The organism is Pseudomonas corrugata, from assembly GCF_050920615.1.
GTDB classification, from domain to species: Bacteria; Pseudomonadota; Gammaproteobacteria; order Pseudomonadales; family Pseudomonadaceae; genus Aquipseudomonas; species Aquipseudomonas corrugata.
In genome coordinates this window covers 4,364,375-4,382,893 of record NZ_CP130434.1, presented here as the reverse complement: position 1 = coordinate 4,382,893, position 18,519 = coordinate 4,364,375, and the positions used below count along the sequence as shown (strand labels likewise).

The 18,519-nt window shown below is 62.2% G+C and carries 17 protein-coding genes; 13 read left to right on the top strand and 4 right to left on the bottom strand.

The window, feature by feature from the left end; all coding sequences use genetic code 11:
* Positions 1-36: 36 nt before the first annotated feature.
* From QZH45_RS19110 to QZH45_RS19070, 9 genes are all read left to right on the top strand, one after another.
* Positions 37-993 carry an ABC transporter permease gene (locus QZH45_RS19110; RefSeq protein WP_024779241.1) on the top strand — a complete coding sequence of 319 codons (957 nt, stop codon included), beginning with the start codon at positions 37-39 and terminating at the stop codon, positions 991-993.
* A complete protein-coding gene (locus tag QZH45_RS19105) occupies positions 990-1,865 on the top strand; it encodes an ABC transporter permease (protein WP_024779240.1) in 876 nt (291 codons plus the stop codon). The genes QZH45_RS19110 and QZH45_RS19105 overlap by 4 nt, the downstream gene beginning before the upstream one ends.
* Before the next feature lies 1 nt (position 1,866).
* Entirely contained in the window at positions 1,867-3,711 is a 1,845-nt protein-coding gene (locus QZH45_RS19100; protein ID WP_055135770.1) for an ABC transporter ATP-binding protein, read from the top strand.
* Positions 3,708-4,016, top strand: coding sequence for a (2Fe-2S)-binding protein (locus QZH45_RS19095; RefSeq protein ID WP_053190932.1), 309 nt, complete (start codon positions 3,708-3,710; stop codon positions 4,014-4,016). The genes QZH45_RS19100 and QZH45_RS19095 overlap by 4 nt, the downstream gene beginning before the upstream one ends.
* Positions 3,998-5,374, top strand: coding sequence for an NAD(P)/FAD-dependent oxidoreductase (locus QZH45_RS19090; RefSeq protein ID WP_055135769.1), 1,377 nt, complete (start codon positions 3,998-4,000; stop codon positions 5,372-5,374). Before QZH45_RS19095 ends, QZH45_RS19090 begins: the two co-directional genes overlap by 19 nt.
* On the top strand, positions 5,371-6,528 hold the full coding sequence (locus QZH45_RS19085) for an NAD(P)/FAD-dependent oxidoreductase (protein WP_055135768.1): 1,158 nt from the start codon (positions 5,371-5,373) through the stop codon (positions 6,526-6,528). The genes QZH45_RS19090 and QZH45_RS19085 overlap by 4 nt, the downstream gene beginning before the upstream one ends.
* On the top strand, positions 6,525-7,682 hold the full coding sequence (gene argE / locus QZH45_RS19080; protein WP_024779235.1) for an acetylornithine deacetylase: 1,158 nt from the start codon (positions 6,525-6,527) through the stop codon (positions 7,680-7,682). The genes QZH45_RS19085 and argE overlap by 4 nt, the downstream gene beginning before the upstream one ends.
* 201 nt (positions 7,683-7,883) lie before the next feature.
* Positions 7,884-9,341: an NAD-dependent succinate-semialdehyde dehydrogenase gene (locus QZH45_RS19075; protein WP_053190940.1), complete on the top strand. Its 1,458-nt coding sequence runs from the start codon at positions 7,884-7,886 to the stop codon at positions 9,339-9,341.
* A 40-nt stretch (positions 9,342-9,381) separates the two neighbouring features.
* Complete coding sequence (locus tag QZH45_RS19070) at positions 9,382-10,461, top strand: tartrate dehydrogenase (RefSeq protein ID WP_055135767.1); 1,080 nt, start codon at positions 9,382-9,384, stop codon at positions 10,459-10,461.
* 260 nt (positions 10,462-10,721) lie between these two features.
* Here QZH45_RS19070 and QZH45_RS19065 read toward each other — a convergent pair whose 3' ends face one another.
* The 3 genes from QZH45_RS19065 to QZH45_RS19055 all read right to left on the bottom strand — a co-directional run bounded on the left by QZH45_RS19065 (position 10,722) and on the right by QZH45_RS19055 (position 13,640).
* A complete protein-coding gene (locus tag QZH45_RS19065; protein ID WP_055135766.1) occupies positions 10,722-11,429 on the bottom strand; it encodes a cupin domain-containing protein in 708 nt (235 codons plus the stop codon).
* A 32-nt stretch (positions 11,430-11,461) separates the two neighbouring features.
* Positions 11,462-12,319 (bottom strand): GNAT family N-acetyltransferase, encoded by an 858-nt coding sequence (locus tag QZH45_RS19060; RefSeq protein ID WP_053190942.1) that lies wholly within the window; start codon positions 12,317-12,319, stop codon positions 11,462-11,464.
* 394 nt (positions 12,320-12,713) lie between these two features.
* A complete protein-coding gene (locus QZH45_RS19055) occupies positions 12,714-13,640 on the bottom strand; it encodes a 2-hydroxyacid dehydrogenase (protein ID WP_053190943.1) in 927 nt (308 codons plus the stop codon).
* A 194-nt stretch (positions 13,641-13,834) separates the two neighbouring features.
* Here QZH45_RS19055 and gabT point away from each other — a divergent pair, with 194 nt between their 5' ends.
* The 3 genes from gabT to QZH45_RS19040 all read left to right on the top strand — a co-directional run bounded on the left by gabT (position 13,835) and on the right by QZH45_RS19040 (position 16,412).
* The gene (gene gabT / locus QZH45_RS19050; RefSeq protein WP_024778608.1) at positions 13,835-15,127 is read left to right on the top strand and encodes a 4-aminobutyrate--2-oxoglutarate transaminase; all 1,293 of its coding nucleotides are present in this window, start codon (positions 13,835-13,837) and stop codon (positions 15,125-15,127) included.
* A gap of 95 nt (positions 15,128-15,222) precedes the next feature.
* Positions 15,223-15,879: a 2-haloalkanoic acid dehalogenase gene (locus tag QZH45_RS19045; protein ID WP_055136213.1), complete on the top strand. Its 657-nt coding sequence runs from the start codon at positions 15,223-15,225 to the stop codon at positions 15,877-15,879.
* 44 nt (positions 15,880-15,923) lie between these two features.
* Complete coding sequence (locus QZH45_RS19040) at positions 15,924-16,412, top strand: Lrp/AsnC family transcriptional regulator (RefSeq protein ID WP_003203167.1); 489 nt, start codon at positions 15,924-15,926, stop codon at positions 16,410-16,412.
* 124 nt (positions 16,413-16,536) lie between these two features.
* On the opposite strand, the gene QZH45_RS19035 is transcribed toward QZH45_RS19040, so the two are convergent.
* Positions 16,537-17,487, bottom strand: a complete 951-nt coding sequence (locus QZH45_RS19035; protein ID WP_024778606.1) for an alpha/beta fold hydrolase — start codon at positions 17,485-17,487, stop codon at positions 16,537-16,539.
* 281 nt (positions 17,488-17,768) lie between these two features.
* On the opposite strand from QZH45_RS19035, the gene QZH45_RS19030 reads away from it, so the two are divergent.
* Positions 17,769-18,515 carry a substrate-binding periplasmic protein gene (locus QZH45_RS19030; RefSeq protein ID WP_024778605.1) on the top strand — a complete coding sequence of 249 codons (747 nt, stop codon included), beginning with the start codon at positions 17,769-17,771 and terminating at the stop codon, positions 18,513-18,515.
* Positions 18,516-18,519: the final 4 nt, after the last annotated feature.

The following is an 18,519-nucleotide window of genomic DNA, read 5'->3' as shown; positions in this document are numbered from 1 at the left end:
GTTTTCCGCTGGGTGACAGTGCACGAGGATAGGGTGATGAATAGCAACACACTTTGGTTGATCGGCCGGCGCTTCGGCGCCGCGATCGTGACCCTGCTGATTGTATCGATGGTGGTGTTCGCCATCACGGCGGTGTTGCCGGGAGACGCGGCACAGCAGGCCCTCGGACAATTCGCCACGCCTGAGCAGGTCGCAGCGCTGCGCGTGAAAATGGGGCTGGACCAGCCGGGTGTGTTGCGCTACCTGCACTGGTTGATGAACCTGCTCAGCGGTGACCTCGGGGTGTCGGTTTCCAATGCCACGTCGGTTACGGAACTGATGGCAGGACGGGTGCCCAACACCCTGATGCTGGCGGCCGCGACGGCACTGGTGTCGGTACCGCTGGCGCTGCTCCTGGGCATCGGGTCGGCCATGGGGCGCGGCAGTCGCATCGACGGCTTCGTGAGCTTCTTTACGCTGATGATGGTGGCTGTGCCGGAATTCCTGGTGGCCACCCTGGCGGTATTGATTTTCGCGGTGAACCTGGGCTGGCTTTCGGCGCTGTCGTATTCCAGTGAAGTCACTTCGCCGTTGCAATTCATGCGGACCTACGCCTTGCCGGTCATGACGCTGTGCTGCGTGATCGTCGCGCAGATGGCACGTATGACCCGGGCGGCAGTGATCGATCAACTCGACAGTCCTTACGTGGAGATGGCCCGTCTCAAAGGCGTGAGTCCGGTGCGGGTGGTGCTGCGTCATGCGCTACCCAACGCCATCGGGCCCATTGCCAATGCCATCGCCCTGAGCCTGTCGTACCTGTTGGGCGGCGTGGTCATCGTCGAGACGATTTTCAACTATCCCGGCATCGCCAGTCTGATGGTCGATGCGGTGACCAACCGCGACATGGCGTTGGTCCAGGCCTGCACCATGCTGTTTTGTACCGCGTACCTGTCGCTGGTGTTGATTGCCGACCTGTGCGCGATTCTTTCCAATCCGAGGCTGAGAAACCAATGAACAATCCCATTGTGAAATCCCCGACTGCGGCGGTTGCACTGGCATTGGGCAAAGATGCTCACGGTTCGTCCTGGCTTGGGCTGATCGGCGCCGCGATGTGTGCCATCTGGTTGCTGGTGGCGATCTTCGGCCCTTGGCTGGCACCCCACCCGGTAGGGGAAGTGGTGTCCGAGAATATCTTCGACGGCCTCAGTGCCGCTTACCCGCTGGGCACCGACTACCTGGGCCGCGACATGCTCAGCCGGGTCCTGGTCGGCGCGCAGTTCACCGTGGGCCTGGCGTTGGTCGCCGCGGTACTGGCGAGCGGGCTGGGGACGACTTGCGCGTTACTCTCGGTGGTTTCACCGAAGTGGCTGGACGAACTGATAAGCCGCCTGATGGACGCGTTCATTTCGATCCCGAGCAAGATGCTGGCGTTGATCATGGTTTCAGCGTTCGGTTCGTCGGTGACCTTGCTGGTGTGCACGGCGGTACTGAGCTATACCCCGGGGGCGTTCCGTATTGCCCGCAGCATGGCGGTGAACATCGAGGCCCTGGAGTACGTGCAAGTGGCCCGCACCCGTGGCGAGCGCCGACTGTACATCGCCTGCGTGGAAATCCTGCCCAATATGCTCAACCCGGTGCTGGCGGACCTGGGCCTGCGCTTCGGCTTCATCGTGCTGTTGCTCAGCGGTATGAGCTTCCTCGGCCTGGGCGTGCAACCGCCGGACGCCGACCTCGGCTCCCTGGTGCGCGAGAACATTGGCGGCCTCAACCAGGGCGCGCCGGCCATCGTGATTCCGGCCCTGGCCATCGGCACCCTGACCATCGGCGTGAACCTGTTTATCGACCGCCTGTCTTCGCGGCGCAATCGACGTTCGGGAGGCCATTGATATGAGCGAATTGATCCGAGTCGAAAACCTGCGGATAGTCGCCGGCGACGAGCGCGGCGAAGTCGAGATCGTCAAGGGCGTGAGTTTCTCCCTGGAGAAAGGCGAAGTGCTGGCGCTGATCGGCGAGTCCGGCTCCGGCAAGACCACCATTGCCCTGGCACTGCTCGGTTACGCCCGGCGCGGTTGTCGCCTGGCTGGCGGCAGCGTGCGCATCGGCGAGCATGACATGCTGGCACTCGGTGAAAGCGAACTGCAAGGCCTGCGCGGCAACCGTGTCTCGTATATTGCCCAAAGCGCCGCTGCGGCCTTCAACCCGGCCAAGAGGCTCATCGACCAGGTGGTCGAAGGTGCGCTGATCCATGGCCTGGGCGATCGGGCCACGCTCGAAGCCAAGGCCATCGGACTGTTCCGGGACCTGGCCCTGCCGAACCCCGAACGCATCGGCCAGCGCTATCCCCATCAGGTTTCCGGCGGGCAACTGCAACGGGTGATGGCCGCCATGGCGCTGATCAGCGATCCGTTGCTGGTGGTGCTCGATGAGCCGACCACGGCCCTCGACGTCACGACCCAGATCGACGTGCTGCGTGCTTTCAAACGGGTCGTTCGCGAGCGTGGTGCGACGGCGGTCTACGTGTCTCACGACCTGGCGGTCGTCGCGCAGATGGCCGACCAGATCGTCGTACTCAACGGCGGGCAGATCTTCGAGCAGAGCGCCACCGGGCCGCTGCTCAAGGGTCCAGCGCACGAATATACCCGCAGCCTGCTGGCGGCGGCACGGCCGGACACAACGATTCGCCCACCTTGCGGCGTAGCTGCGGACACGCCGCTGCTGACCATCCAGGGCCTGACTGCCGGCTATGGCAACATGGATCGTCACGGCATGCCGATGATCCGCGTACTTGAAGACATCGACCTGACCGTGCGCCGGGGCCAGGCCATCGGCGTGATCGGAGAGTCGGGCTCGGGCAAATCCACCCTGGCGCGGGTGGTGGCCGGGTTGTTGCCACCGGCCCTTGGCAGTCTGACGTTCGATGGTCAGCCCTTGGGCGGCAATCTGTCCGAGCGTACCGATGAACAGTTCCGGCGTATCCAGATGGTGTTTCAGAACGCTGACACCGCACTCAATCCGATGCACAGCATCAGCACCATCCTGAGCCGGCCACTGAAAATGTACTTCGGCCTCAAGGGTGCGGTGCTGCGCGAGCGCATCGGTGAGTTGCTGGACCTGGTGCGCTTGCCGCGGACCCTGGCCGAGCGTCGTCCGGGCGAGCTGTCCGGCGGGCAGAAGCAGCGGGTCAACCTGGCGCGTGCATTGGCGGCCAAGCCGGACCTGATCCTCTGCGATGAAGTGACCTCGGCCCTCGATACCGTGGTGGGCGCGGCGATTCTCGAACTGCTGCGCGACCTGCGCCAGCAACTGGGGGTTTCCTACCTGTTCATCAGCCACGACATTTCCACGGTGCGGGCGCTGTGCGACGACATTGTCGTGATGTACAGCGGCCACAAGGTTCAGGAGGGCACCCGGCAATCGTTCGCCCAGGCACCGTTCCATCCCTATACCGATCTGCTGATCCATTCGGTGCCGGAGCTGCGTCAGGGCTGGCTGGAAAGTTGTGGCACGACTACTTGCGCCACGCTCCCCGCATTGGGTGAAAAGGCCGATGCGTCGACGCTGTGTACGTTCCTCAACCGCTGCCCGGTACGAGTCGATGGCCTGTGCAACCGCACCGCGCCACCCCGGCGCGTCATTGAGGGAGGCAGCGAGGTGCTCTGTCACCACGACGGTGGTGAGTTGCTCAAGACGCAGCAGGATTCAAACAGCATGATTGTGGGAGCCTACGCATGAGCGCCCGTTTCGTGAGGCTGGCCGAACAGGGCCGGCCCATCGTCAAACTGACCGTGGATGGCGTCCCCGTCGAGGCGTTGCAGGGCGACACGTTGATGGTCGCGTTGCTGACCCACGGCCCGGCGTTGCGCCAGTCCGAGTTCGATCCGGGCAGTCGTGCCGGTTTCTGCCTGATGGGCGCCTGCCAGGACTGCTGGGTCTGGACCCGCAGCGGCGAGCGCCTGCGTGCCTGTTCCAATGAAGTCCGCGAGGGCTTGGACATCATCACTCGACAACCGGAGGCGGTATGGCCACTGCGCGGATAGCGATAGTCGGTGCCGGGCCGGCAGGCATTCGCTGTGCCCAGACGCTGGTCGCGGCGGGCTTCAGGCCGATCCTGATCGACGAAAACCGGCGCGACGGCGGACAGATCTACCGCCGCCAGCCCGAAGGATTCACCCGTACCTACACCACGCTGTACGGCACCGAGGCCGAGAAGGCCCGGCACCTGCACGACAGTTTCGACCGTTTGCGCCCGCAGATCGACTACCGTCCGGACACCCTGGTGTGGAACCTGACACCGGGGCAACTGTGTTGCGTCAGCCAGGGCGAACATTCGACGGTGGATTACGACGCGCTGGTGCTTTGCACCGGCGCCACCGACCGCCTGATGCCCATCGAGGGCTGGCAGTTGGGCGGCACCTACAGCCTCGGCGGGGCGCAGATCGCGTTGAAGGCCCAGGCGGTTTCCATTGGTCACCGGGTGGTGTTCATGGGCAGCGGGCCGTTGCTCTATCTCGTTGCTAGCCAATACCTCAAGGCCGGCGCCAATGTGGCTGCGGTGCTCGACACCTCGCCGTTGGGCAAGCGTATCCTGGCCTTGCCCAAACTCATGGCGCGCCCCCGTCTGCTGTTCTCCGGCATGAAGTTGTTGGTGCAATTGCGTCAGGCAAAAGTCCCGGTGCACCTGGGTATTTCGCCGTTGCAAATACTGGGCGAGGCGGACAGTGGCGTCAGCGGCGTGCGTGTGCGTACCGCGCGCGGCGACGCGCTGACGGTAGACTGCGACGCCGTCGCGCTGGGCTATCACTTGCGTCCGGAAACCCAGCTGGCCGATCTGGCTGGCTGTCTTTTGCGTTTCGACGAGGTATCCAGCCAATGGCTGCTCGCTACTGATGAAGAAGGGCGGACCTCGGTCAGCGGTGTCTATGCCGCCGGTGACGGTTCCAGGATCCGTGGCGCCGATGCCGCCGAATGCGCCGGTCGCCTGGTCGCCATGGCGGTGTTGAGTGACTTGCAGCGGCCGGTAGATGCGGCCCAGGTCGCTGAACAGCGTCAGGCACTCAACGTGATGGATGAGTTTCGCCTCGGTCTGGCCCGGGCGTTTCCCTGGCCGGCGGCGCAAGCCAAGGCGTTGCCGGACGAGGCCATCGTCTGCCGTTGTGAAATGATCACTGCCGGCGAGCTGCGGCGCACCGTCAGTGAAAAAGGCGCCTGTGAAGTCAATCGGGCCAAGGCCTTCAGTCGGGTCGGCATGGGCCGCTGCCAGGGCCGCTATTGCGCCCAGGCCGGGGCCGAAGTAATAGCCGCGGCGGCCGGTGTCGACGTCCAGTTGGTCGGCCGCCAGCGTGGCCAGGCGCCAGTCAAACCGCTTTCGATGCTCACTCGGGAGGTGACGCCATGACCCGGAACAAGGCCGATGTGGTGATTGTCGGCGGTGGTGTGATGGGCGCGGCGTCAGCATTTTTCCTGCGCCAGCGAGGGCAGTCGGTGATTCTGCTGGAACGCGATCTGATCGGTCAGTACGCCAGCGGCGTCAACTTCGGCAACGTCCGGCGCCAGGGGCGTTACCTCGGGCAACTGGAGCTGGCGAACCGCTCCTTTGCCCTGTGGAAACGCTTGCCGGAATTGATCGACGATGACCTGGAATTCATCGCCAGCGGGCATATGCGCGTGTGCTATCGCGAAGACGAGATTGCTGAGCTTGAGGCTTACGCCGCAGCCCCTGAAGCGGTGCAGCTGGATTTGAAGATCTACCGTGGCGCCGAACTGCATGAACGTTTTCCGTTCCTTGGCAAAGACGTGAAGGGCGGCTCTTATGCGCCTCACGACGGCCACGCCAACCCGCGTCTGGCGGCGCCTGCGTTTGCGCGGGCGGCCCGGCGGCTGGGGGCGCGCATCGAAGAACGGACTGAAGTGGCCGACGTGCAGAAGGTCAACGCCGATGAGTTCAGCATCACCACCACCGACGGTCGCCGGTTCAGCGCCGGCCGGCTATTGATCACGGCAGGGGCCTGGGGCCAGAAGCTCTCGGAGCAGTTCGGTGAACCGGTGCCGCTGGAGACCAATGGCCCGCAAATGGCGGTCACCGAGCCGGTGCCGTATGCCTTGCCGACGGTGATCGGGGTCTACACCAGGATTCCCGAAGAGGTGATCTACTTCCGCCAGATCCCACGGGGCAACATCATCATTGGCGGTGGCTATCGCAGCAAGCCGGACATGCTCAACCGTCGTGCCCATGTCGAGCCGCGCAGTATTCTCAACCAGCTGGAGCAGATGCGTCGTCTGGTGCCTGGTGTCGGCAACCTGAACATCATCCGCGTGTGGAGCGGTATCGAAGGCTATTTGTCCGACTCCCTGCCGGTGATGGGCCCAAGCGGCAAGGTAGACGGCCTGTATTACGCGTTCGGGTTCAGCGGTCACGGCTTCCAGCTCGGCCCGGGTGTCGGTGATGTCATGGCCGAGCTGATCAGCACCGGCAGCACCAGCACTTCAATCGAGCCGTTCTCCATTTGCCGGTTCGCCTCATCTGTCGAGCAACGGAGCAAGGCGTCATGAAACCAAGGGTACTGGCGATTCTCGAACGCCTGCTGGCATTTGAAACGGTCTCTTCGGAGTCCAATCTGGCCTTGATCGAGTATGTCCGCGAGCTGCTGGCGAGCAAGGGTATCGAGTCGCTGATCGTCAAGGACGAGAGTGGCAGGAAGGCCAACCTTTTCGCCAGCACCGGCCCCCGTGAGCAGCCGGGGATCCTGCTCTCCGGCCACACCGACGTGGTGCCGGCGGCGGGACAGGCGTGGACTGTTCCGGCGTTCCAGGCGACGCTGCGCGACGGTCGGGTCTACGGTCGTGGCAGCTGCGACATGAAAGGGTTCATAGCCCTGGCCATCGACGCCATGCTCGATGCTGCCGATTTCTCGTTGAGCCGGCCGTTGCAACTGGCGTTGTCCCATGACGAAGAGATCGGTTGCGTTGGCGTGCGTCGTCTGCTTGACGTGCTTCACCTGGCGCCGGTCCGGCCGTTCCTCTGTGTGATCGGCGAGCCAACCAACATGCAGTTCGTACTCGGGCACAAGGGCAAGGGCTCCTACCGCGCCCACTGCCGGGGCCTGGAAGCGCACTCGTCGTTGGCGCCGCGCTCGGTCAACGCAATTCACGTGGCCTGCGATTTCATCGCGGCGCTGCGCCAGAGTCAGCAACAACTGCAGGAGCAGGGCGCCCAGGATGCGGATTACGACGTGCCCTACAGCACCGTGCATGTCGGACAGATCGTCGGTGGCAAGGCCCTGAACATCGTGCCGAACCTGTGCACCCTGGATTTCGAAGTACGTAACTTGCCGGCTGACAACCTGGATGAGTTCCTGGAGCAACTGCGCGAGCGCGCCGAAATGATCGTCGGCGAAGCCAGGAAACTCTCCAGTGTGGCAGACATCGAGATCGACACCTTGAACGTCTACCCGGGCCTGGACACCCATCCGAGCGTGGAAGCCGTGCGTTTCCTGAAAAACTTCGCCACCCCGGACACGGGCACCGCCAAGGTGTCCTTCGGCACCGAAGGCGGCCTGTTCAAACAACGCCTGGATGTACCCGTGGTGGTCTGTGGCCCAGGCTCCATCGAACAGGCGCACAAGCCCGATGAGTTCATCGAGGTCAGCCAGATGGACGCGGGCGAACGGTTTCTGGAAGGGGTGCTGGGGTCCTTGAAATTGTAAGCACCTCTCACACCAACACCGCCCCCTTATGGGAGCGAGCAGGCTCGCTCCCATAAGGGGGCGGTGGCGACTTTCATATCCCGGTAGAGCCTGCCGTCCCACCCCGGAACTTCAGCATCCCACACTGCCCAAACCCCGCTTTCAGCATCCTGCGCCGCGGCATCTCCCTAGACTGGAAATACCTCGGAACAGGACATCACCATGCTCAAGACTCTATTGAAAGACCCAAGCCTGCTGGCGGAACTCGCCTATATCGACGGTCAATGGACCGCTGCCGACGATGCCGCCACCCTTGACGTCATCAACCCGGCCAGCGGCGAGTTGCTCGCCCGTGTGCCGGCCCTGCAGGGTGTGGAAACCCGCCGTGCCATCGAGGCCGCCGAACGTGCCTGGCCGGCCTGGCGCGCGCGTCCGGCGGTGGAGCGTGCAGCGCTGCTGGAGCGTTGGTACCAGGCCATGATCGATAACCTCGATGATCTGGCGCTGATCATGACCTGTGAACAGGGCAAGCCGCTGAACGAGGCCAAGGGCGAAATCCGTTACGGCGCCGGTTTCGCCAAATGGTTTGCCGAAGAGGCCCGCCGGGTCTACGGCGAAACCATTCCGGCACCCAGTGGCGACCGTCGCCTGCTCACCCTCAAGCAACCGGTGGGTGTCTGCGCGGCCATCACCCCTTGGAATTTCCCCAATGCAATGATCACCCGCAAGTGCGCCCCGGCCCTGGCCGCGGGCTGCCCGGTCATTGTCAAACCCTCGGACCTCACGCCGCTGTCGGCGCTGGCCCTGGCGGTGCTGGCCGAGCGGGTCGGGATTCCTGCAGGCGTGTTCAACGTCGTCACCGGCATGCCCGCCGGCATCGGTGAAGAACTGACCGGTAACCCGACGGTGCGCAAGATCTCCTTCACCGGCTCCACGGCGGTCGGTCGGCTGCTGATGCGCCAGAGCGCCGAGCAGATCAAGCGCCTGAGCCTGGAACTGGGCGGCAATGCCCCGTTCATCGTGTTCGACGATGCGGACCTGGAGCAGGCCGTGACCGGCATCATGCTCAGCAAGTTTCGCAACGCCGGCCAGACTTGCGTCTGCGCCAACCGCATCCTGGTGCAGGATGGCATCTACGAGCGTTTTGCCGAACGCCTGGTGCAAGAGGTCGCCAAGCTCAAGATCGGCAATGGTCTGGAAGCGGATGTGACAATCGGCCCGCTGATCAACCCGGCGGCGGTCAGCAAGGTTGCCCGGCATATCGACGATGCATTGAGCCAGGGGGCTCGCCTGCTCTGTGGCGGCATCCCCCAGGGTGACAGCCAGTTCGTGCAGCCAACCGTGCTGGGTGAAGCCCATGCCGGAATGTTGCTGGCCAACGAAGAAACCTTTGGCCCGGTTGCACCGTTGATGCGCTTCACCACCGAGGAAGAGGCGCTGGCCATGGCCAATGCCACGCCGTATGGCCTGGGCGCTTACTTTTTCACTCAGGACCTGCGTCGTTCATGGCGTTTCGGCGAGGCGCTGGAGTTCGGCATGGTCGGCCTCAATACCGGAATCATCTCCATGGAGGTCGCGCCCTTCGGCGGTATCAAGCAATCGGGCCTGGGCCGCGAGGGTAGCAAATACGGCTTGGATGAGTACCTCGAAGTCAAGGCTTTCCACATCGGTGGGCTGTGAGCCGGTCATCGTTTGAACAGACAAAAGGGGATCAGGATTGATGAGTAAACCATTCAGAATCGCCGCCATTGCCGGCGATGGCATCGGCAAGGAAGTCTTGCCGGAGGGGCTACGGGTGCTGGAACAGGCCGCGAAGAAATGGCATCTGGATCTGAGTATCGAAGTGCTTGACTGGGCTCATTGCGATTACTACCTCGAACATGGGCAAATGATGCCCGCTGACTGGTTCGAACAGCTCAAGGGCTTCGACGCGATCTACTTCGGCGCCGTGGGTTGGCCGGACAAGGTGCCGGATCATATTTCCCTTTGGGGCTCGTTGCTCAAGTTCCGTCGCGACTTCGATCAGTACGTGAATATCCGTCCGGTACGACTGTTCCCCGGCGTGCCGTGTCCGCTGGCCGGACGTGAAGCGGGAGACATCGACTTTGTCGTCATCCGTGAAAACACCGAGGGCGAATACTCCTCCGTTGGCGGCAAGATGTTCGAAGGCACCGAGCACGAATTCGTGCTCCAGGAGTCAGTGTTTACCCGGCGCGGCGTCGACCGGATTCTGAAATTCGCCTTCGACCTGGCCCAGACCCGGCCACGCAAGCGCCTGACGTCAGCGACCAAATCCAACGGGATTTCCATCAGCATGCCGTACTGGGACGAGCGCACGGCGCTGATGGGCGAGCAGTACCCCGAGGTGACGTGGGACAAGCAACACATCGACATCTTGTGCGCGCGTTTCGTCTTGCAGCCTGACCGTTTTGATGTGGTGGTGGCGTCGAACCTGTTCGGTGACATCCTCTCCGATCTCGGCCCGGCATGCGCCGGCACCATCGGCATTGCGCCCTCGGCCAACCTCGACCCGCAACGACGTTTCCCGTCGCTGTTCGAGCCAGTGCATGGCTCGGCCCCCGATATCTACGGGCAGAACATCGCCAACCCGATTGCGATGATCTGGTCGGGCGCCTTGATGCTCGACTTCCTGGGGAATGGGGATGAGCGTTACCGGGCGGCCCATGACGGGATCCTCGAGGCCATCGAGCGGGTGATTGCCGAAGGGCCTATCACACCGGACCTGGGCGGGCAGGGTTCGACCCAGGACGTTGGCGGGGCTATCGCTGCGGCGCTTTGAACCCATGGTCACGCAACACCTTTTTGCCCGCTCACACTGCGGGCTTTTTTTGCGTGGTCGACAGCACCGATGGCCTCCCTCTGAGAGCGGGCTTGCTCGCGAAAGCGGTGGACCAGTTGGAGGTGATGTTGCCTGTGCCGCCATCATCGCGAGCAGGCTCGCTCCCACCAGGGATCCGGGGTGGCACAGAAACATGTCCACCCCTGATCCCTGTGGGAGCGAGCCTGCTCGCGATGGCGATGGTGCTACCTCAATCAGAACTACCTGACGACATAGAGCTTGCGCACATAGACGCTGCTCTTCCAGGCACAAGGCGCATTCAGGGGAACGAAAACCGTGTCGCCGGTGTTGACGACCAGGTCACTGCCGTCCGCCGTCTGCAAGGTAACGCTGCCTTCGGTCAGGTGCATCAGTTCATGCAGTTTGTGAGGTCGGGCTCTGCGGGTATAGGGGGTCGAGTCCCAGACGCCGATGCGCAAGTCGGTAGCTTGTTCGACGAACAGGTTGTACGAGCGACACTGCGGCGCAGGGCTCAGCAGGATCTCGGGATCGGGTGCGGCGGAAGGCGAGAGCAGGGTGTTCGCAGGCAATGCCGTGAGCCCTGGGGTGCTCGCTTCAATGGGTTGTGTGTCGGCGCAGAAGGCCCAGCGCGAGTCGGGTTGGGCGTCTATTTCCACCGCTGTACCGCGGGCAATCACCGCGCTTTCACCGGGTTTGAGCTGGAGCGTCTGCTCCTGGCTGCGCAGGGTGACGGCACCGGCATGCACTACGATCATTTCGCTGAAGGGATAGTGGTCGACTCGGGTCTGGCCGCTCACCTCGACCATACCTGCAGCTATGCCATCCTCCCCGGTGTAAGCGATGAGTCGGTCGAACGGGTCGTTGGCGCCCAGCGAGGTCAGGATGAAAGTCGTGTTGACAGGACTGCCGTCGGCGCGGGCCAACAGCATTGCAGTAGGTTCGGGCATAAAGGTAACTCTCAGGAGAATGTGTGAGGGGGTCAGCCAATGGCCTGGGTCACCAGGGCGAACTGCCGCACCGCGCCGGTAGCCTGGGGAGGTGTGCCGCGGGCCATTTGGGCGACGGTGTCGACTTGCTTGAGTCCGGCCTCTTCCAGAAAGGCCGCCAGGCCACTGTCGGAAGGAATGTCGATGCGCACGAAAGCGTCCGGTACCCGCGTCAGCAGCACCGCGATCATGTGCCGCGCCTGCTCCGGCGTTTGCGCAACGACCGGGCCGATGCTGCGACCCCGTCCGAACGGGCGCAGCAGGGCGAAGCCGCACAGGCGACCGTGCCGCTCTATACCCACGGCATGCTCGACGACATCGAACAGGTCTTTCAGCACGGCACTTCGATCCAGGCCGCTTCCGGCATTGGCCAGTTCGATGAGTTCGGCCTGATCGGTTTCCGTCAGCGGGCGACAGCGTTCTCCAGGGGACAGCGGCTGAGGTGCAAGCGCAATCGCCTGCCCCTGATGTTGTTGGATATGCCCGAAATCAACGAAGCCCTGGCTGGCATACAACGGCGCACCGGCCAGCGTTGCATTGAGCATCGGCGTGCACGTTCCGCACGCCTCGAGTGCCAGTTCCATCAGCCTGCGGCCAATGCCCTGGCCCTGGTATTCGTCATCGACGATGACCAGGCCGATGCTGGCATGGCTGCCTTGTGGGCAGGTGAACGCAGTGCCGATCAGGCGACCCTGGTCTTGCACGACAAAGCCCTGGGAGACACGCTCCAGCATCGCCCAGTCTTCCAGGCGATGGGGCCATTTCAGTTTCACCGACAACGTATGGGCGCTCGGAACATCCGCCGCGGTCATGGGCCGATAAAGATAAGCAGGGCGTTGCGAAATGGACATGGCAGATCCCCGTTGGGAAGGCGTGGATTCGGACGGATTCGTCCGCTGAGAGGCCTTGTATCTCACCTGCCACCGGGCTTGACAATAGGCGGGAATGGATTCGGCAGGTTCCGTTGACGACGGCTTGGCCGACCATATTTTTTGCTCAAATCCTGTGTCGGGCCAGCAGTAAATATCGGGGCGGTTTCCCGGGATGAACACAGAAATCCTGCCCACCTCGAATCCTTCAAACGGCGCAACGCTTGTGGGAGCAAAGCTTGCTCGCGATAGCGATGGACCCGTCAGCATTGTTGCTGACTGACTTACCGCAATCGCGAGCAAGCTTTGCTCCCACGGGGTTGTGGCTTAACTGACTGACATTAGGGCAGCCCGCACTCACAGTGTTTTCGAAACGTCAGTAGGCCCGTTCCCGGTCTACCTGGCCAAGCATCGATTCGCCCCGTTGATGCCGACGGATATTCTCCAGCAGGACGCCAAACGCACTTTCAGGTTGGGTCATCGCCGCGATATGCGGGGTCAGCAGAATCTGCGGGTGATGCCAGAAGGGATGGTCCGGGGCGGCCGGTTCCTGTTCCAGTACGTCGAGCACCGCTGCGCTGAGCTGGCCGTCGGCAAGCGCCTCCAGCAGATCCGCTTCGACCAGGTGTCCGCCGCGGCCCATGTTGATCAGGGACGCGCCTTTGGGCAGTTGTCCGAATACATCGCGGTTCAGAATCCCTCGGGTTTGCTCGGTCAGCGGCAGGACACACAGCAGGATGTCGCATTGGCCGAGAAAGGCAGGTAGTTGTTCTGTACCGGCAAAGCATGTCACCCCGGTGATCTGGTGTTCACTGCGGGCCCAACCCGACAAGGCGAAGCCGAATGGCTGCAGGGCGCGGAGGATGTTCCGGGCCTGCAAGCCCAACCCCAAGATCCCGACCCGACGCTGCCCGGCCGGAACCAGTCGGTGTGCCTGCCAGCAGCGTTCGGCCTGTTGCTGTCGATAGCGCACCATGTCTCGATGCACGCCGAGTACCGCGAAAGTGGCGTACTCGCACATGCCCTGGCTGATGCCCGGGTCGAGCAGGCGCACCACCGGCAGCGTCGTCGGCAGTTGGTCCAGATCGAGCTGATCCACCCCGGCCGATAACGCGAACAGTACCTCAAGATTCGGCAATACCGTTTCGATGTCGTCCGGTGCCTGCCACGCCGCGAGGTAGCGGACTTCCCGTGGGTTACCGATCTCCGGCCAGGCGCGCCATTCGATATCCGGCGCGTGTTCGGCGAACAGACGCTTCCACTGTTCACCGCGTACCGGGTCAGCTTTATAGAGCAGGGCCATGGGTCTTCTCGCCAGGAAATAAGGAGTCTCCAGCATGCATCAATGGAGCGAGAGGATTCTGCTGTTTGCCGGGGTGTAAACAGTCGATCCGGATTTCTCAGCGGGCAAGTTCGGCTTAGACGATTGTGTCGAACGCTTAACCTGTGAACACATCGCAGCCGCTCCGGGTTGCCTGGCTCACTATGGGAAATGCCATGAACAGTAAAGTCGAAGAAACCCCAAGTTTGCTCCGTCAGCGTGATCAATTCGTACCCCGAGGTCTGGTGACCGCGCACCCTCTGGTGATCGATCGGGCCCAGGGTTCGGAGTTGTGGGATGTCGACGGCAGGCGCTACCTGGACTTTGTGGGCGGCATCGGTGTGCTGAATATCGGTCACAATCATCCCAAGGTGGTGGCGGCGGTGCAGGCGCAGCTGCAAAAAGTTTCCCATGCCTGCTTTCAGGTCGTGGCTTACAAGCCTTACCTGGACCTGGCCCAACGCCTGTGCCAGATGATCGGTGGCCAGCACGCCTATAAAGCGGCCTTCTTCACTTCCGGTGCCGAGGCGGTGGAAAACGCAGTGAAGATTGCCCGCGCTCACACCAACCGTTCGGCGGTGATCGCCTTTCGCGGCGGGTTCCATGGGCGGACATTGCTCGGCACCACGCTGACGGGAATGAGTCAGCCCTACAAACAGAACTTCGGGCCGTTCGCGCCGGAGGTCTTCCACACGCCCTATCCGAACGCCTATCGTGGTGTCACCAGCGATATGGCGCTGCGGGCACTGGACGAATTGCTCGCCACCCAAGTGGCGCCTGAACGGGTCGCGGCGATCATCATCGAGCCGGTGCAGGGCGATGGTGGTTTTCTTTCGGCGCCGGTAGAGTTTCTTCAAGGCCTGCGTGCGCTGACCGAAAAACACGGCATCGTGTTGATCCTCGATGAAATCCAGACCGGTTTCGGGCGCACCGGCAAGTGGTTCGGTTTCCAGCATGCCGGTATCCAGCCGGACCTGGTCACCGTTGCCAAGAGCCTGGCCGGTGGCTTGCCATTGTCGGGTGTGGTCGGCAAGGCCGAGATCATGGACGCACCACTGCCTGGCGGCCTGGGCGGTACCTATGGCGGCAATGCGCTGTCGTGCGCGGCGGCGCTGGCGGTGATCGAGGCCTATGAACAGGAACACCTGCTGGCTCGCGGCGAAGCCCTGGGCGAGCGCCTGCGTCAGGGCCTGTTGCGTTTGCAAGCCCGCTACCCGCAGATCGGTGACGTGCGCGGCAGCGGTTTCATGCTGGCCATGGAGTTGATCCAGAATGATGAAGCGCGCACCCCGGATGCGGAACTGAACCAACGCCTGATCGACGAGGCCCGCGTGGGTGGGCTGCTGGTCATCAAGTGCGGCGTCTACCGCAACGTGATGCGTTTCCTGGCACCACTGGTAACCAGCGAAGCGCAGATTGATGAAGCGTTGCAGATTCTCGAAGGGGCACTGGCGCGAGTCTTGAATTGAACGCCTGCGGCGGGGAGCAGGCTCAGGCTCTCTCTCCACACTCATTCCAACGCGTTGGATGACCTGCACTAGGGACTCACCGGAGGCTTTTAGCCATGAGGCTGACTGAATATCGAGCGTTGTTGATCGACTGCGACGAGGTCCTGGTGGATCGGGACTCTGGCATCTGGGCGGCGTTGCAGCCGTTGCTGGGGAGCCATAGCGACCCGCCGGACAAAACCCAGGTGCTGAGCGAATTCGACGAGGCGTTGCGGGCTCTTTATCCTCGCTTTGGCGAGCTCGGCTTCAGTGGTCTGTTGTGCTTCACCCATCGTCAGTTGGCCGAGCGCTGGAAGCTCAAGGTCAGTTGGGAGGAGGGCATGAGCTTCGCCCGCTCGGCTGCCAGTTGGACGCTGTTCGAGGATGCACCGGGTGCGATGCTTTACCTGCGCAAGTTTTACCGTCTACTGGTGCTGGGCGATCGTGATGCCGAGGACCGTGGCGTGTTGTGCGAGCGCTTGGGTATCGAGCCGGAGGATTTCATTTCACTGGCGAGTGATCCCCTGCAGGATCCCGATTCGCTGGCGGCCAACGGTCTCGATACCACGGCTATTCTCCAGATAACCCGTCCGGGCACCCGTTCACACCGGAATGGGGCTGTATGCCTGATCTGCCGCACCCCCGAGCAGCCCCTCCAACCGTGCGCAGCGGACTACTGCATCAGCAGCATGGCGGATCTGGTGGCGCAGCACCAGTTGTCGCTACGTCACTGATTTTGTTAGAAGATGGTCTACAAACGGCACGCAAGGGGTATGCGATGGAAGGTTTAGCGAAACTGGACCGTATTGACATCAGCATTTTGGTCGAGCTGCAAAAAGACGGCCGCATGACCAACGTCAGCCTGGCCGATGCCGTGGGGCTGTCCGCCAGTCCGTGCCTGCAACGGGTCAAGCGGCTGGAGTCGTTGGGGTACATCTCCAGCTACAAGGCTCATCTGAACCTGGCCAAGATTACCGATTCGGTGACGGTCTTCACCGAAGTCACCCTCAGCGACCACAAGCGCGAAGACTTCGCCAAATTCGAGTCCAATATCCGCCTGGTGGACGAAGTGCTCGAATGCCACTTGATCAGCGGAGGCTACGACTATCTGGTGCGCTTCATGACCCGCAGCATCCAGGACTACCAGGACGTGATGGAGAGCCTGCTGGACAAGAACATCGGCATCTCCAAATACTTCAGCTACATCGTCATCAAGTCGCCGGTACGCAAGGACGAGATTCCGTTGCGCAAGTTGCTGCGGCACTGATCCGCTTACCTGCCCAGGAACAAATGTGGGAGCGAGCCTGCTCGCGATGGCGGTGTATCAGACGCATGGGTGCTGACTGATATTCCGCTATCGCGAGCAGGCTCGCTCCCACAGGGGGCTGATTTTATTCCTTGAGGAAGGTCAGCAGGTCCTGGTTCAGACGATCCTTGTGCGTCTCGGTCAACCCGTGCGGCGCGCCAGGGTAGACGATGAGCCGAGCGCCCTTGATCAATGCCGCCGAAGCCCGGCCGGCAGCGTCTATCGGCACGATCTGGTCGGCGTCGCCATGGATCACCAGGGTCGGCACGTCGAACTTCTTCAGATCATCACGGAAATCGGTGGCCGAGAACGCGGCGATCGAGTCATAGGTGTTCTTGGCGCCGCCCTGCATGCCCTGGGCCCAGAACGACTGGATCAGGCCCTGGGACGGCTTGGCGCCCTTGCGGTTGTAGCCGTAGAAGGGGCCGGAGGCGATGTCCAGGTAAAGCTGGGAGCGGTTTTCCAGGGACGCCTTGCGCAGGCCGTCGAACACCGCGATCGGCAGGCCACCGGGATTGGTATCGGTTTTGAGCATCAGTGGCGGAACCGAGGACACCAGCACTGCTTTCTTGACTCGGGCGGTACCGTGGCGTCCGATATAGCGAGCCACTTCACCACCCCCCGTCGAGAAGCCCACCAGGGTCACATCCTTCAGGTCCAGCGCTTCAATAACCGCCGCCAGGTCGTCGGCATAATGATCCATGTCGTTGCCGTCCCACGGCTGGCTGGAGCGACCATGACCGCGACGATCGTGGGCGACTACCCGATAGCCTTTCGACGCGAGGAACATCATCTGCGCTTCCCAACTGTCGGAGTCCAGCGGCCAGCCGTGGCTGAACGTGACGACCTGACCGTTGCGCGGACCCCAGTCCTTGTAATACAGCTGAACGCCATCCTTGGTGGTGATGTAGCTGGCGGACTGGACGACGCTGCCGACAGCAGAGACAGTGGCGTTGGTCTGTGCTGGTGCCGCGTGCGCGCCAACGGTCGCGAGTGCCAGGGTAGCGATGGCCAGGGTGCGGTTGAATGTGTTCATGGGGCTCTCTCCATAAGGGCTGGGTGATTGTCGCGACCGCTGTCGATCGCGTTGGTGGGCAGATTAGAGAGAGGGGGCGATGACGAGAACGGCGTTGGTATCGATAGCGACTATAGAAAAAACAGATACTTGGGACGCTTCGATTGTGAAAGCTTGTCCGCGATGAAGCCTCGAAGGTGGATCGTCCGTTCAGTCCAACACACCGGTGTTTGGGTCTATGCTTACGTTGTATTTCCGATCCGCTCACCCATGAAAAGCCAGTAACCCTCCAGGGAGAACACGTGAAACCTTCGACACCCGCCACGGCGTTGCTTTGCCTATTGCTCGGCACAGTTGTCGGGGCCGAGGAGTATCAGATCGTCACCGAGGAGTGGGCCCCGTACAACTATCAGGAGAATCATCAGCTCACCGGCATGACCACGGAAATCGTTCGGGCCATCATGGCGCTGACCGGGGATGAATTCGAAGTGGTGCTGCAGCCGAGTATGCGAGCCACTCAGGTGTTGAAGACCCGGCCCAAGACCATCATGTATTCGCTGTTCCGCACGCCGGAGCGTGAGCCGTTGTACAAGTGGGTCGGACCGATCGTGGAGGAATCCATCTATCCCTATCAACTGGCGAGTACACCGCCGGTGAATTCTCTGGAACAGCTGCTGGGCGCCCCGCAGATCACCACACGGCACGCCGGGCTGTTGCCTGAAAAATTGAAATCGCTGGGCTTCAAGAACCTCGACAAAAGTGCAACCGAGAGCAAGTTGCTCTATCGCATGCTGCTGGCGAGGCGTACCGATATCATCGTGGGGGACACCGATGCAGGGGTGGCGTATTACAGCCACCAGTTGAACATCCCCCCCGGCACCCTACGCAAGATACCCATCGAGTTGTACCGTTCATCGCTGTACATCGTCTTCAGTCCTGACAGTGACGACAAACAGGTTGCCGCATGGGCCAATGCCTTGGAACAACTACGCCAATCTGGCGAGTTGAGGCGTATCCAGAATCGATACGAGCGGCTGCAAGGGCAATGAACGG

Coding starts and splice junctions, on each gene's coding strand:
- QZH45_RS19110 (WP_024779241.1), top strand. CDS start 37: ATGAATAGCAACACACTTTGGTTGATCGGCCGGCGCTTCGGCGCCGCG.
- QZH45_RS19105 (WP_024779240.1), top strand. CDS start 990: ATGAACAATCCCATTGTGAAATCCCCGACTGCGGCGGTTGCACTGGCA.
- QZH45_RS19100 (WP_055135770.1), top strand. CDS start 1,867: ATGAGCGAATTGATCCGAGTCGAAAACCTGCGGATAGTCGCCGGCGAC.
- QZH45_RS19095 (WP_053190932.1), top strand. CDS start 3,708: ATGAGCGCCCGTTTCGTGAGGCTGGCCGAACAGGGCCGGCCCATCGTC.
- QZH45_RS19090 (WP_055135769.1), top strand. CDS start 3,998: ATGGCCACTGCGCGGATAGCGATAGTCGGTGCCGGGCCGGCAGGCATT.
- QZH45_RS19085 (WP_055135768.1), top strand. CDS start 5,371: ATGACCCGGAACAAGGCCGATGTGGTGATTGTCGGCGGTGGTGTGATG.
- argE (WP_024779235.1), top strand. CDS start 6,525: ATGAAACCAAGGGTACTGGCGATTCTCGAACGCCTGCTGGCATTTGAA.
- QZH45_RS19075 (WP_053190940.1), top strand. CDS start 7,884: ATGCTCAAGACTCTATTGAAAGACCCAAGCCTGCTGGCGGAACTCGCC.
- QZH45_RS19070 (WP_055135767.1), top strand. CDS start 9,382: ATGAGTAAACCATTCAGAATCGCCGCCATTGCCGGCGATGGCATCGGC.
- QZH45_RS19065 (WP_055135766.1), bottom strand. CDS start 11,429: ATGCCCGAACCTACTGCAATGCTGTTGGCCCGCGCCGACGGCAGTCCT.
- QZH45_RS19060 (WP_053190942.1), bottom strand. CDS start 12,319: ATGTCCATTTCGCAACGCCCTGCTTATCTTTATCGGCCCATGACCGCG.
- QZH45_RS19055 (WP_053190943.1), bottom strand. CDS start 13,640: ATGGCCCTGCTCTATAAAGCTGACCCGGTACGCGGTGAACAGTGGAAG.
- gabT (WP_024778608.1), top strand. CDS start 13,835: ATGAACAGTAAAGTCGAAGAAACCCCAAGTTTGCTCCGTCAGCGTGAT.
- QZH45_RS19045 (WP_055136213.1), top strand. CDS start 15,223: ATGAGGCTGACTGAATATCGAGCGTTGTTGATCGACTGCGACGAGGTC.
- QZH45_RS19040 (WP_003203167.1), top strand. CDS start 15,924: ATGGAAGGTTTAGCGAAACTGGACCGTATTGACATCAGCATTTTGGTC.
- QZH45_RS19035 (WP_024778606.1), bottom strand. CDS start 17,487: ATGAACACATTCAACCGCACCCTGGCCATCGCTACCCTGGCACTCGCG.